Below are 12577 nucleotides of genomic sequence, written 5' to 3' on the forward strand. Positions count from 1 at the left end.
GCGTACGACAGGCATACCCGTCCGTACTGGGAACTCCCCCTCTGTCATGGCACCTGAGAGTTTCACCGTGCGTGCACGGCTTTCACCTTGGGTGAGGCTTTCGAGCCTGCTTTCCAGAGTGGCCTCGCCGAAAGCGGTAGCGGTACCTGAGAGATTGTGGGGCGTTTGCTCCTTCGGTGCCCCGCTGGCTACACGGGGGCTCTCCCGCTCCGGCTCGTACGGCCGACGTATTCGGTTATGGACAAATAACGTACGCGACGCTCGGCCATCCGTCCACCACGCCGAGCGAACAGTGACACAGCACGCGTCGCCACGCGCCAGGCGAACCATGGCGCGTGGCGCGAATGCGTTCACAGCGGTGTGACGTAGGCACCCGCGATGCCACCGTCGACGAGGAACTGCGACGCGGTGATGAAGGAGGCGTCGTCACTGGCCAGGAACGCGACGGCGGCGGCGATCTCCTCCGGCTCGGCGAACCGGCCCATGGGCACGTGCACCAGCCTGCGGGCCGCGCGCTCGGGGTCCTTGGCGAACAACTCCTTCAGCAGCGGAGTGTTCACCGGCCCCGGGCACAGCGCGTTGACCCGGATGCCTTCGCGCGCGAACTGCACTCCCAGTTCACGACTCATCGACAGCACCCCACCCTTGGATGCGGTGTAGGAGATCTGCGAGGTGGCAGCTCCCATCACCGCGACGAAGGACGCCGTGTTGATGATCGAACCCCGGCCCTGCGCGCGCATGTGGCCGATGGCGTGCTTGCAGCACAGGTAGACCGAGGTCAGGTTCACCTCCTGCACCTTGCGCCAGGCGTCCAGCCCGGTGGTGAGGATCGAGTCGTCCTCCGGCGGGGAGATACCGGCGTTGTTGAACGCGATGTCGACCGAGCCGAAACGCTCGACGGCGGTGGCGTACATGGCCTCCACCTCGCTTTCGACCGTGACGTCGGCCTGCACGAACTCGCCGCCCACCTCCTGCGCCGCCGCCTTGCCAGCGGCGACGTCCACATCGCCGATGAGGACCTTGGCCCCCTCCTGCGCCAGCCTGCGGGCTGACGCCAGCCCGATCCCGCTTCCGCCGCCGGTGATGACGGCGACCCTGTCCTGCAACCGCTTGCTCATCAATTCCCCTCCGTGCTGATGAAGACGTTCTTGGTCTCGGTGAACGCCTCGACCGCGTCCGGGCCGAGTTCCCTGCCGAGGCCGGACTGCTTGAAGCCGCCGAACGGTGTCCAGTACCGCACCGACGCGTGGGAGTTGACCGAAAGGTTGCCCGCCTCGACACCGCGGCTCACGCGCAGCGCGCGGCCGACATCGCTGGTCCAGATCGAGCCGGAAAGCCCGTACTCGGTGTCGTTGGCGAGCGCGATCGCCTCGGCTTCGTCGGAGAACGGCACGACCGCCACGATCGGGCCGAAGATCTCCTCGGTCAGCAGCGGGTCGCGCGGCGATCGCGGCGTCACCACGGTGGGCGGGAACCAGAACCCCGGCCCGTCGGGCGCGCTGCCGGTGAACGCCACCGGCGCGGCACCGTCGAGGTAGGCGGCGACCGAATCCCGGTGCTCGGCGGAGATCAACGGACCCATCTCGGTGCTGTCCTCGCCCGGATCGCCGACGACGACGCCCTTGACCGCCGGTTCGAGCAGTTCCATGAAGCGGTCGTAGACCTCGGCCTGCACCAGAATCCGGGAGCGTGCGCAGCAGTCCTGGCCCGCGTTGTCGAACACCCCGTAGGGAGCCGTGGCCGCGGCGCGTTCCAGGTCGGCGTCGGCGAAGACGATGTTGGCGTTTTTGCCGCCCAGCTCCAGGGTCACCCGCTTCACCTGCTGCGAGCACCCCGCCATGATCTGCTTTCCGACCTCGGTGGAGCCGGTGAACACCACCTTGCGCACCGCGGAGTGCTCGACGAACCGACGCCCCACCACCGAGCCCTTTCCGGGCAGCACCTGGAACACGTCCTCGGGGATGCCCGCCTCCCTCGCCAGCTCGGCCAGCCGCAGCGCGGTCAGCGGCGTCAGTTCGGCGGGCTTTAGCACCACGGTGTTTCCCGCCGCGAGCGCGGGCGCGAAGCCCCAGCCCGCGATGGGCATCGGGAAGTTCCACGGCACGATCACGCCGACCACACCGAGCGGCTCGGCGAAGGTGATGTTCACTCCGCCCGGCACGGGGATCTGCTTGCCGATCAGCCGCTCCGGTGCCGCCGCGTAGTAGTGCAGCACGTCGCGGACGTTGCCCGCCTCCCAGCGCGCGTTACCGATCGGGTGCCCTGAGTTGGCCACCTCCAGCCCGGCGAGGTTCTCCAGGTCGGCGTCCACGGCGTCGGCGAAGCGGCGCAGCAGCCGCGCCCTGTCGCCAGGAGCGACCGCTCGCCACGACGGCAGTGCCGCGCTCGCCCGTTCGATGGCCGCGTCGGCTTCTTCGGCGCTGGTCAAGTCCACCGTGCGGATCACTTCCGCGGTGGCCGGGTTGACCACATGGCATGCTGTCATCGCTTGGCAGCCTCCTTCACCAGCGCCGCGAACAGGCGCACATCGTCACCGGTCTGCTCGGGGTGCCACTGCACGCCGACCACGAAGGGTTCACCTGGCAGCTCGACCGCCTCGACCGTGCCGTCGGCCGCCCAGCCGACCGCGCGCAGCCCCGTGCCGAGCCGGGCCACGGCCTGGTGGTGGTAGCACTGGCAACTGGTGCGCTCCCCCAGGATCGTGCCGACGCGGCTTTCCGGTTCCAGCCGCACCTCGGTGGTGCCGTAGACGCCGGGAGCGGGCTGGTGCCGCGTGGTGCCGGTGTGTTCGGGCAGGTGCTGGGTGAGCGTGCCGCCGAGCGCCACGTTGAGCAGTTCCATCCCCCGGCAGACGGCCAGCACCGGTACCGACCGCTCCAGCGCTGCGGAAAGCAGGGGGAACTCGGCGGCGTCTCGCTCCGGCCGCGTCACCGTCGCCGGATGTGGCTCGGCGCCGTAACGGGCCGGGTCCACATCAGCCCCTCCCGCGAGCACGAGACCGGACACGGCGCCGATCGCCGCGAAATGGCCGACACCGAGTGAGGGGAGCAGCACCGGAACGCCACCCGCGGCCAGCACGCGGTCGACGTAGGTGCGGTGCAGCAACACAGCGTCGGTGTCCCACACCCCCCACCTGGCGCGCTCCACATAGGTGGAGATACCGATGAGGGGACCGTGGTCAGAGCCGCTCGAAGCCACGAATGCGCTCCCAGTCGGTGACCGCGGCATCGAAGGCGGCCTGCTCGATCCGCGCCGCGTTGAGGTAGTGCTCCACCACGTCGTCACCGAACGCGGCGCGCGCCACCTTGCTGTCCCGAAGCGACTCCGCCGCGTCGCGCAGCGTCGAGGGCACGGTGGGGGCGTCGGATTCGTAGGCGTTGCCGGTGTTCTCCGGTTCCAGCGGCAGTTCGTTGTCGATGCCGTGCAGGCCCGCGGCGATCAGCGCGGCGACCGCCAGGTAGGGGTTGACGTCGCCGCCGGGTACGCGGTTCTCCACGCGCAGCGAATCGCCGTGGCCGACCACGCGTAGCGCGCAGGTGCGGTTGTCGGTTCCCCACGCGACGGCGGTGGGTGCGAAGCTGCCCCGCGCGTAGCGCTTGTAGGAGTTGATGTTGGGCGCGAAGAAGTAGGTCAGCTCCCGCAGGCAGGCCAGTTGCCCGGCCAGGAAATGCCGCATGAGCGGGGAGAAGCCGTGCTCGTCGTCCCCGGCCAGCACGGCCTCGCCGTCGGTGGAGCGCAGGCTGATGTGGATGTGGCAGGAGTTGCCCTCACGCTCGTTGTACTTGGCCATGAAGGTCAGGCTCTTGCCCTCCTGCGCGGCGATCTCCTTGGCACCGACCTTGTAGATGCTGTGGTTGTCGCACGTGGACAGTGCGTCGGTGTATCGGAAGGCGATCTCGTGCTGCCCGGGGTTGCACTCGCCCTTGGCGGACTCCACGTACATCCCGGCGCCCGCCATCGCGTTGCGAATGCGGCGCAGCAGCGGTTCCACCCTGGCCGTTCCCAGCATCGAGTAGTCCACGTTGTACTGGTTGGCCGGGGTGAGCGCGCGGTAGCCGCGCTGCCAGGCCTGCTCGTAGGTGTCGTCGAAGACGATGAACTCCAACTCGGTGCCCACGAACGCCGCGAGCCCCCGCTCGGCCAGCCGGTCGAGCTGGCGCCGCAGCACCTGCCTCGGCGAGACGGTCACCTCACCGCCCTCGACCCACTCGACATCGCACAGCACCAGCGCGGTGCCCTCATGCCACGGCAGCAGGCGCAGCGTGGCCAGGTCGGGCCGCAGCACGAAGTCGCCGTAGCCGCGGTCCCAGGAGGAGATGGCGTAACCGTCGACGGTGTTCATGTCGACGTCGACGGCCAGCAGGTAGTTGCAGGCCTCCGTGGCGTGGTCGATGACCTCGTTGAGGAAGTAGTCGGCGGCGCAGCGCTTGCCCTGCAACCTGCCCTGCATGTCGGTCATCGCGACCAGCACGGTGTCGACGGTGCCCTCGGCCACGAGGTCGCGTAATGCGTCGAGGGTGAGCATGCCGTGACTGTTTCTCATCGAGACACCCTCTCGCAGCGCCTGAACTCTTTCAAAGGATCGATGCTGATCCATTCAGACCATTTCGTACTCCGCGCAGGGACGCTCGTCAAGCCCTTGACAAAGCCGATCGGGTGCATGACCCTCAGCGCACTTAAAGGACTGGCACGACATCCATTGAAAACCTGCCGAGGAGGCGTCGTGGCCGAGCACGTCGAGTACGACCAGGTTGACGACAACTACCTGAGACAGCGCCAGCTCAAACGCGGCGCCGCGGGCTGGCTACTGCTGGCCGGCCTCGGGGTTTCCTACGTGATCTCCGGAGATTTCGCGGGTTGGAACTTCGGCCTTGCCGAGGGCGGCTGGGGTGGGTTGCTCATCGCCACCGTGCTGATGGCGATCATGTACGGCTGCATGGTGTTCGGCCTCGCGGAGATGTCGTCGGCAATGCCGGTGGCCGGTGCGGGATACGGTTTCGCCCGCCGTGCGCTCGGCCCGCTCGGCGGGTTCGCCACGGGAGTGGCGATCCTGATCGAGTACGCCATCGCACCGGCCGCGATCTCGATCTTCATCGGCGGCTACATCGAGACCCTCGGACTGTTCGGCATCACCAACAGCTGGCCGGTCTTCCTCGTCTGTTACATCATCTTCATCGGCATTCACCTCTACGGCGTCGGCGAGGCGCTGCGGCTGATGTTCGCGATCACGGCGGTGGCCGTGGTGGCGCTGGTCGCGTTCGTGGTCGGCATGGTGCCGAAGTTCGACGTCGACAACCTGTTCGACATCGTGCCGGACGACGCCGTCGCGGGTGCGAGCAGTTTCCTGCCGTTCGGCATCACCGGCGCCATGGCCGCACTGGTTTACGGCATCTGGTTCTTCCTCGCCATCGAGGGCGTGCCGCTCGCCGCCGAGGAAGCGCGTGACCCGAAGAAGGACATGCCCCGCGGCATCATCGCGGGTATGGGGGCGCTGGTGGTGTTCGCCGCGCTGATCCTGCTGATCGCGCCCGGTGCCGCCGGGTCGAGTGCCATCGCGTCCTCGGACAACCCGCTGCCCGAGGCCGTGCGCGCCGCCTACGGCGGGGACAACTTCCTCGCGCAGTTCATCAACTACGTCGGTCTCGCCGGGCTGATCGCGAGCTTCTTCTCGATCATCTACGCCTACTCCCGGCAACTGTTCGCGCTGTCCCGCGCCGGGTACCTGCCGAGGTGGCTGTCGAAGACCGGTGCGCGCAAGACTCCCTACCTCGCGCTCATCGTGCCCGGCACGGTCGGGTTCATACTCGCAGCCGCCACCCAGGACGGCGCGCTGCTGATCAACATCGCGGTCTTCGGCGCCACCGTGTCCTATGTGTTGCTGAACCTTTCCCACATCGTGTTGCGGGTGAAGGAACCGGGAATGGAGCGGCCCTACCGCACCCCTGGTGGCATCGTGACGACCGGCGTCTCGCTGGTGCTCGCGGTGGCGGCGGTCATCGCCACGTTCGTGGTCGACGAGATCGCGGCGGCCATCACGGCGTGCATCTTCCTCGCCGCGATCGCCTACTTCTGGTTCTACAGCAGGCACCGGCTCGTCGCGGCGGCACCCGAGGAGGAGTTCGCGGCCATCAAGCAGGCGGAGTCCGAACTGGAACGCGACTGACGACGTCGTCGGGGTCGGCCGCGGCTTGCGGCCGACCCCGACTGTCAGGTCGCGACCCGGTAGTGGTATCCGCTGACCTCGCCGAATCCCATCCCCTCGTACAGCCGCACGGCCGCCGCGTTGTCGCGCTCGACCTGCAGGTACATGTGGTCGGCTCCGTTCGCCTCCGCCCACCTCGCCAGTGCGGCGAGCACGCCACGGGCCGCTCCCCTGCCGCGCGCCCGCGCTCGGGTGGCCATCCCGAACACCCCCGCCCAGCCGGTGTCGACGACCGCGCGGCCGACCGCGACGACCTCGCCCCCGGCGAGCACGCAAGCGTATGCGGAAAGAGCGAGCGCACGCCGAAGCAGCTCCCACTCGCCACGAGGATCGGGGTCTGTGCCGGACACGGCATGCCAGGTCTCGAACCAGGCGCGGGTGGGTCGCTCCTCCAGCCGCAGGCACGGCGAGCCGGATTCGGCGCGCTCCAGTACCCGGCAGGTCCGCGCCGCCCGCAACGACATCAGCCCGTGCCGCCGGTACCCACGTTCGGCCAGCAGTTCGTCAAGCCCTTCGGGAGCCGCCCTGGCGGTGATCTGGAACCGGGCTTGTGCGCCCCGGTCGGCGTAGTACCGCTCCACCTCGGTAACCCTGGCCGCCAGCTCGCCTGGCCCGTCGGCGATCCCGTGGGGCAGTACCGTTCCCACCCACCACGCACAGCCCGGCGCGTGGCGCAGCCACCACCCTCCAAGACGTTCGACGTGTTCGGCCGGGAGAGCACGCGCCGCCCGCTCCTGCAGCCCGGCCGCGAGCGTGGGTTCGGATCCGCTGGACACCCACCCATCCTGCGACACCGGCCCAAACACTTATTCCCGCCAAGCACCCGTGACGGCACGTCCAAGCCGCGGAGGCCCGTCGAGGGGCGCCAGTCCAAGTCACCGGAGCCGAGGTTCTGCCGCAGACACACCGGCACAGCACCCACTCCCACGGATCTCCACCGCGGAAATGATCGAACTGGGCAGGCAGAGCGATCGGTTGCGGGCCGAGGGCTGAGCGAGGAGGCGGCGATCGTCATGACCAGCGGCCGGGAGGCGCTGGGCTGTTGCTGCCGCGCGATCCTGGACACGTTCCGGGATACGGCCGGGTGGCTGCGGGAAACGGGCGCGCTGACACGCTGGCCGTACGGCCCGTGAAACCCGGGCAGACGGCGAAGGGCGGCCTAACATGTTCCTGTGAACTCAGGGCTGGGCCAGGCAGTATGAGCGGACTGTCCGCACGGCTGGCCGCCATCGTCGACGCGCTGCCGCTCGTGCCGGGGATGCGCGTCCTGGAGATCGGTGGCGCTCCCGGTGCCGCGGCGAAGGCCGTCGCCCGGCGGATAGGCGGGACAGGCGGGAAGACCGGCGGCCACGTGCTGATGATCGACCGCTCGGCCAACGGAATCGCGCTCACCAGGCAGAACGCGTCCGCCGAGATCGAGGCGGGCATTCTCAGCATCCGGCAGGTCGCCGCGGAGGAGTTTCACCTGCTGCCCGGTGAGCGTCCGTTCGACCTGGCTTTCGCCGTTCGGGTCGGCGCCCTCGACGGACGCCACCCCCGTGCCGGGCAGGTCGCACTCCGGCGCATCGCCGACGCTCTCACCCCCGCCGGGCGGCTGTTCATCGATGGCGGCGACCCGCTGCGTGAACTCCAACTCCCGCCACGCGACGGTTCCTGACCGGCAGCCCGCTCCCCGACGGCGGCCTCGGCGCGATCGACGTGCGGGACCTGGCCGCTACGGCGTGGTCTTCTCCTCCACATGTCCACCACGCAGGCCACCGTCGTCCGCGACACCGGAGGAGGCCGTGACCCGGCGCGACCCATTGCCCTGGGAGAAGTCGCCGCGACCTGCCACTTCAGCCTGCCGATGTCGCGCCGGTGAGGCGACCGGGGTCGGCGACTCGTAACCCGCGGAGAGCGAAGGATGCCATGAACTGATCACCTCAGCCGTCCAGCCGGGGCCGCCCTTGCTCGGGTCCGTCGGGTCCGGAGGCGCTTGCCTTGGCAGTCGGTGCGTCGGCTTGGCTCGCTGTGCCAGGAAGTCGGTGGCGAACGCGACAAGCTCCGCCTTCGTGCCCAGCCCGAGCTTGCGTCTCATGTTGTGGGCGTGGTTGCGAACGGTGCTCTCAGTGACGAAGAGCTCCGAGGCGATCGCCGCGTAGGTTCTGCCCCTGCCCAGCAGTTCGAGTATCTCCATCTCCCGCCGGGTCAGGCCCAGGTCCGTACTGGTCGACGCGAGCAGCTCCGCGATCTGATTCGCCAGCGCACGCCGGTAGATCGACCCGTCCTCGCATATCTCGCGGAGCGCGGCGTGCACATCCGTCGCGTTCGGCGCGTCCGCGGGAACGCCGTAGCGGACGAGGATCGTCTCAATCGTCTCGCGGAACCCGTTCGCGATCCTGCGCCGTTCCCGAAGAACCGCCCTGCGGGCACGCTCATGGACGCGAACCTCCCGCGAAAAGGCGACCAGCAAAACCACGAGCGAGGACCACAACAGCAGCAGGGACGGTCGTGGCTGGCCTTCCGCGAGCACGTTGGCCTGCAGGTGTACCCGCAGCATGAGCACCCCGAAGAAGACGACCATCCCCAGCAATGCGCCGAACAGCCCATAGTGCACCGCCAACCGGAATACCAAGAAGGGAAAGAACGCGACCGGCATCGCCTCCGGGTCGAACGCGAAGAGGAGGAACAGCAGCCAGGCGATCGCGGCATCGGCGAGCAGTGCCCCTGTCCGCAACCGGTAGGCAGCGCCGAGATCGCGCACCTGGGCGAGCCGACGAGAATCATAGACGCTCAGTCCGACGGCCACCCCTGCCAGCACCACGGCACCCACCCGGCTCAGCGGGTCGAAAACCAGCGCCATACCGAGGACCAGCAGCGCGGCAAGGTAACGGACACGACAGAGCAGCCGCTCGCGCTCTCGCAGGGACTGCACCTCGGGATCGGTGACGCTGAGATCGCTCATGCCCTGCCCTCTGCCGTAGAGGAAACCCAAAAGACCCTAACCGCGACCGCGTCCAGCGGCAAGGACAACATGTGTCTAGAGAACCCGGACACGACGTCCATGGATACCCGACCCGTCACTCCGACACCGTGAGCCGACTGTGCCGCCGAGAAACCGGTGGCGGACCCGGAGAAGCGGAGGACGGCGCGATGCGTCACCAGCACGACAGCAACGACCCCACTGGCCGAGCGCCCAGGGCGGACGGTGGGCCCGGCGACGGCCGCGGATCACCGATGGGCCGCCGGAGCCTACTCAAGGTGCTCGGCGCGACGGGACTCGCCGTCGGGCTCGGCCCTGTGGTCGCCGCACACGCGGGCGAGGGACCTGCTGCCAGGCAGGCGATGAGCCGAAGCCGTGCCGTCGCGAGCGGGGCGGCGACCCACCTGACGATCTTGCAGACCGCCGACTTCCACGGCCAACTCAAGACGCACGACGAGTTCTTCTGGGAGAACGACCGTCCCGTGTTCCGCCGAACCGGAGGCTTCACCCGGATCAAGACCCTCGTCGACCAGGTACGGGCGGAGAACCCCGGCGGGACCGTCCTGGCCGACTGCGGTGACTGCTTCCAGGGCAGCGGCTACGCGGCGCTGAGCCGGGGCGAGGTGATGGCCCCGATCATGCGCGAAATGGGCTACGACCTCGTGCTCCCCGGCAACTGGGAGGTCGTGTACGGCAAGGACCAGTTACTGAAGGTGATTAACGATTACGGCTCTCCCGTCGTCTGCACCAACATGTTCCACGACGAGAACGGGCAGCCAGGCGACTTCCTGTTCAGGCCCCACCACGTGCTGGAGGTCGCTGGCACGCGTATCGGGGTGATCGGCTTCAACGAACCTCTGGTGCCCGTCCGCCAGGACCCGGAGTACAGCGTCGGCATGAAGTTCACCTTTCCCGAGCACAACGCGGCCGAGCACATCCGCATGCTGCGCGAGGACGAGGGCTGTTCCCTCGTACTGGCCATGACCCACATGGGCATCGCGCAGCAGGTGGGTCTGGCTTCGCAGGACTACATGGCCGGCGTCGACTACATCCTTGGCGCCGACACCCACGAGCGCATCCGCAATCCCATCCAGGGTGACCAGTGCCGCGTCACCGAGCCGGGCGCGTTCGGGTCGTTCGTCGGGCGGCTGGACCTGGTAGTGGAGAACGGCAAGGTCCGGGAGCAGGGCTACGAGCTGATGGAGGTGGCGCAGAGCCGCTACTCGGAGGAACCGCGCATGCGGGCAACCGTCAGCAGGGCGGCCGGACCGTACGCGGCCCGGCTGGAGAAGGTGATCGGCCATACGAGGACCCCGCTCATGCGCTACTACATCCTCGAGACGCCGATGGACAACATGATCACCGACGCGATGTATGAGAAGGCGCGCCCGGACGTCGCGCTGTCCAACGGATTCCGCTTCTGCCCACCGCTGGTGCCGGGGCCGAGCGGCCTCGCCGCCATCACCGAGGACTACCTCTGGAGCATGCTGCCCGTCAACGCCGGAGCCCAGATAGCCGACGTGCAGGGCTCCCTGTTGAAGCCATGGATGGAGAAAGAGCTCAACAACGTCTTCGCCTCCAACCCGACCGAGCGTTTCGGGGGCTGGGTGGTCCGGATGCGCGGTATGGAAGTGAACTTCACCGCGAGCAAGCCGTTCGGTGAGCGGGTGAACTCGATCAAGATCGGTGGTGAGCCCGTCGACCCGGACCGGGTGTACCGGGTGCTGGCCTGCGAGCGCGGTGGCGACCCTGCGGACGTGCTGTGCCGCATCAAGGGTGTGCAGAACAAGACCACGCTCGATTTCACGCTTCACGACGCGGTGCGTGAGTACTTGCGAAATCACTCCCCGATCTCCCCTCGGCAGGAAGGCAGGGTCACCGCCACGGATTTGCCGCCAACTTCGCTCGGGCAGTTCCCCGGCACCGACTACGAGTTCCGCTGAGCCGTCCGCTCGCGGACAGACCAGACCCGGGAAGAAATGGAGGAACACCATGAAAACAGCGGCCAGAGGTCGCCGAATGCCGGGACGGAAGGGAACACGCGCTGCGCTCGCCTGCGCGGCGGCGGCGGTGATGCTCGTCGCGCCCCTTGCCGCCTCGGCTGCCGGGGAACCTGAGATCGACCTCGCAGCGGACAGGTTCGACCTTGCCCCCAGGATCTACACGGTAACTCCGTCCTCGGAACCCGGCGCGATCAACGGGCCCTCCAGCGTCAAGGTCTGGGATGCCGACACGAACAAGTTGATCAAAGAGGTGCCGGTTCCCTCCGACAGGGCGGACGGCCTCTCCAGGCCACACCACTTCATGGCCGTACCTGGACGCAACTTCGCGTTCGTGATGGCGTTCGCGCCGTCCTCGTCCATCAAGGTCTTCGACATGGTGACCAACGAGTTCACCAACGAGATCCCCACCGGACTGGGAGCGCGACACCTCGAGTTCGACCCGAACGGCGCGATCGCCTACAGCGCGAACTTCGACGGTGACAGCATCAGCGTGATCAATATCAACGCGCAGAAGACCATGGCCACCATCCCGGTCGGTGATCGGCCGAATTACGTCGAGCACGTTCGGACCAAGAACGGGCCACGACTTTTCGTGAGCAACTTCGGCGAGGACACCGTCACCGTCATCGACGCGGACACCTACCAGGTCGTCGACACGATCACGGTAGGAGACGGGCCGTTCAACATGGCCGAAACCTTCGACCACAAGTCGCTCGTCAGCGCCGATGCCCGCAGTAACACCGCGACATTCGTCGACGTCAATACCCTCGAAGTGACCGACCAGATCGACATCGAGGGCGAGCACCGCACCGACCTCCCGGCCTCCGCGTTCCAGCGATTGAACCCGCGGATCACTCCCGACGGGAAGTGGCTTCTCATCGGCAACCAGGACGCTTCGGCCGTCAGCGTCATCAACATCGAAGAGCGCAAGCTCGAGAAGCTGATCCCCGCCGGATTGGGCGCCGACATCGCCTTCTTCCCGAAGGGTCCGGCCGAAGGGTACGCGTTCGTGACCAACCGATACGACAACTTCGTGACGGTGGCCAAACTGAACGGCGACGACCCGCCGACGTTCCACAAGAACATCCCAACGGAGAAGATCGGCTCCCACTATTCCACCTTCACCGAGGACTGGAGCCAGGGAATCGTCTCCGAGCGTCCAGGGCGCGCGTACTCGGTCATCGACATGACGAAGCTGGAGGAAACCGCGAACGTCTGGGTTGGTGGCACCCCCGGCCCGTCCGAACCCGACTCCAGCCAGGACTACACCAGGGCCGGTCCCGACATGGCGGTGTACGTCTGGTTCGACAGGGGCAAGGCGATGGTGCACCACGAAAGGGGCGAAGTCTGAGCTAGCGCGCGGCCTGGGGTCGCTGGGAACAGCAACCCCAGGCCGCGCCCACTGCGCAG

10 protein-coding genes and 1 riboswitch are annotated in these 12577 nt (G+C 67.8%); of the genes, 4 read left to right on the forward strand and 6 right to left on the reverse strand.

The window, feature by feature from the left end; all coding sequences use genetic code 11:
- Window positions 1-31: 31 nt before the first annotated feature.
- A riboswitch (glycine riboswitch) is annotated at window positions 32-127 on the reverse strand.
- 223 nt (window positions 128-350) lie between these two features.
- From FHU38_RS17365 to FHU38_RS17380, 4 genes are read right to left on the reverse strand one after another with little or no spacing between them, the layout of a single operon-like run.
- Window positions 351-1118: a 3-oxoacyl-ACP reductase gene (locus tag FHU38_RS17365; RefSeq protein WP_167172758.1), complete on the reverse strand. Its 768-nt coding sequence runs from the start codon at window positions 1116-1118 to the stop codon at window positions 351-353.
- Complete coding sequence (locus FHU38_RS17370) at window positions 1118-2485, reverse strand: aldehyde dehydrogenase family protein (protein ID WP_167172759.1); 1368 nt, start codon at window positions 2483-2485, stop codon at window positions 1118-1120. Before FHU38_RS17370 ends, FHU38_RS17365 begins: the two co-directional genes overlap by 1 nt.
- Window positions 2482-3198, reverse strand: a complete 717-nt coding sequence (locus tag FHU38_RS17375; RefSeq protein WP_313886813.1) for a gamma-glutamyl-gamma-aminobutyrate hydrolase family protein — start codon at window positions 3196-3198, stop codon at window positions 2482-2484. Before FHU38_RS17375 ends, FHU38_RS17370 begins: the two co-directional genes overlap by 4 nt.
- On the reverse strand, window positions 3179-4543 hold the full coding sequence (locus FHU38_RS17380; protein WP_208415720.1) for a glutamine synthetase family protein: 1365 nt from the start codon (window positions 4541-4543) through the stop codon (window positions 3179-3181). The genes FHU38_RS17375 and FHU38_RS17380 overlap by 20 nt, the downstream gene beginning before the upstream one ends.
- 180 nt (window positions 4544-4723) lie before the next feature.
- On the opposite strand from FHU38_RS17380, the gene eat reads away from it, so the two are divergent.
- The gene (gene eat, locus FHU38_RS17385; RefSeq protein ID WP_167172763.1) at window positions 4724-6163 is read left to right on the forward strand and encodes an ethanolamine permease; all 1440 of its coding nucleotides are present in this window, start codon (window positions 4724-4726) and stop codon (window positions 6161-6163) included.
- Between the two features lie 44 nt (window positions 6164-6207).
- On the opposite strand, the gene FHU38_RS17390 is transcribed toward eat, so the two are convergent.
- Window positions 6208-6978: a GNAT family N-acetyltransferase gene (locus tag FHU38_RS17390; RefSeq protein WP_167172766.1), complete on the reverse strand. Its 771-nt coding sequence runs from the start codon at window positions 6976-6978 to the stop codon at window positions 6208-6210.
- Between the two features lie 422 nt (window positions 6979-7400).
- Between FHU38_RS17390 and FHU38_RS17395 the strand changes: the two genes are divergently transcribed.
- Window positions 7401-7859 (forward strand): methyltransferase domain-containing protein, encoded by a 459-nt coding sequence (locus FHU38_RS17395; protein ID WP_167172768.1) that lies wholly within the window; start codon window positions 7401-7403, stop codon window positions 7857-7859.
- Window positions 7860-7916: 57 nt separating this feature from the next.
- Here the strand turns inward: FHU38_RS17395 and FHU38_RS27770 are convergent, their stop codons facing one another.
- Window positions 7917-9146, reverse strand: a complete 1230-nt coding sequence (locus FHU38_RS27770) for a helix-turn-helix transcriptional regulator (protein ID WP_279590185.1) — start codon at window positions 9144-9146, stop codon at window positions 7917-7919.
- A 272-nt stretch (window positions 9147-9418) separates the two neighbouring features.
- Between FHU38_RS27770 and FHU38_RS17405 the strand changes: the two genes are divergently transcribed.
- A complete protein-coding gene (locus tag FHU38_RS17405) occupies window positions 9419-11107 on the forward strand; it encodes a bifunctional metallophosphatase/5'-nucleotidase (RefSeq protein ID WP_243852288.1) in 1689 nt (562 codons plus the stop codon).
- 76 nt (window positions 11108-11183) lie between these two features.
- Complete coding sequence (locus FHU38_RS17410) at window positions 11184-12518, forward strand: YncE family protein (RefSeq protein WP_167172772.1); 1335 nt, start codon at window positions 11184-11186, stop codon at window positions 12516-12518.
- The last annotated feature ends 59 nt before the right edge of the window (window positions 12519-12577 follow it).

It is taken from the genome of Saccharomonospora amisosensis, from assembly GCF_011761185.1.
Lineage (GTDB): Bacteria > Actinomycetota > Actinomycetes > Mycobacteriales > Pseudonocardiaceae > Saccharomonospora_A > Saccharomonospora_A amisosensis.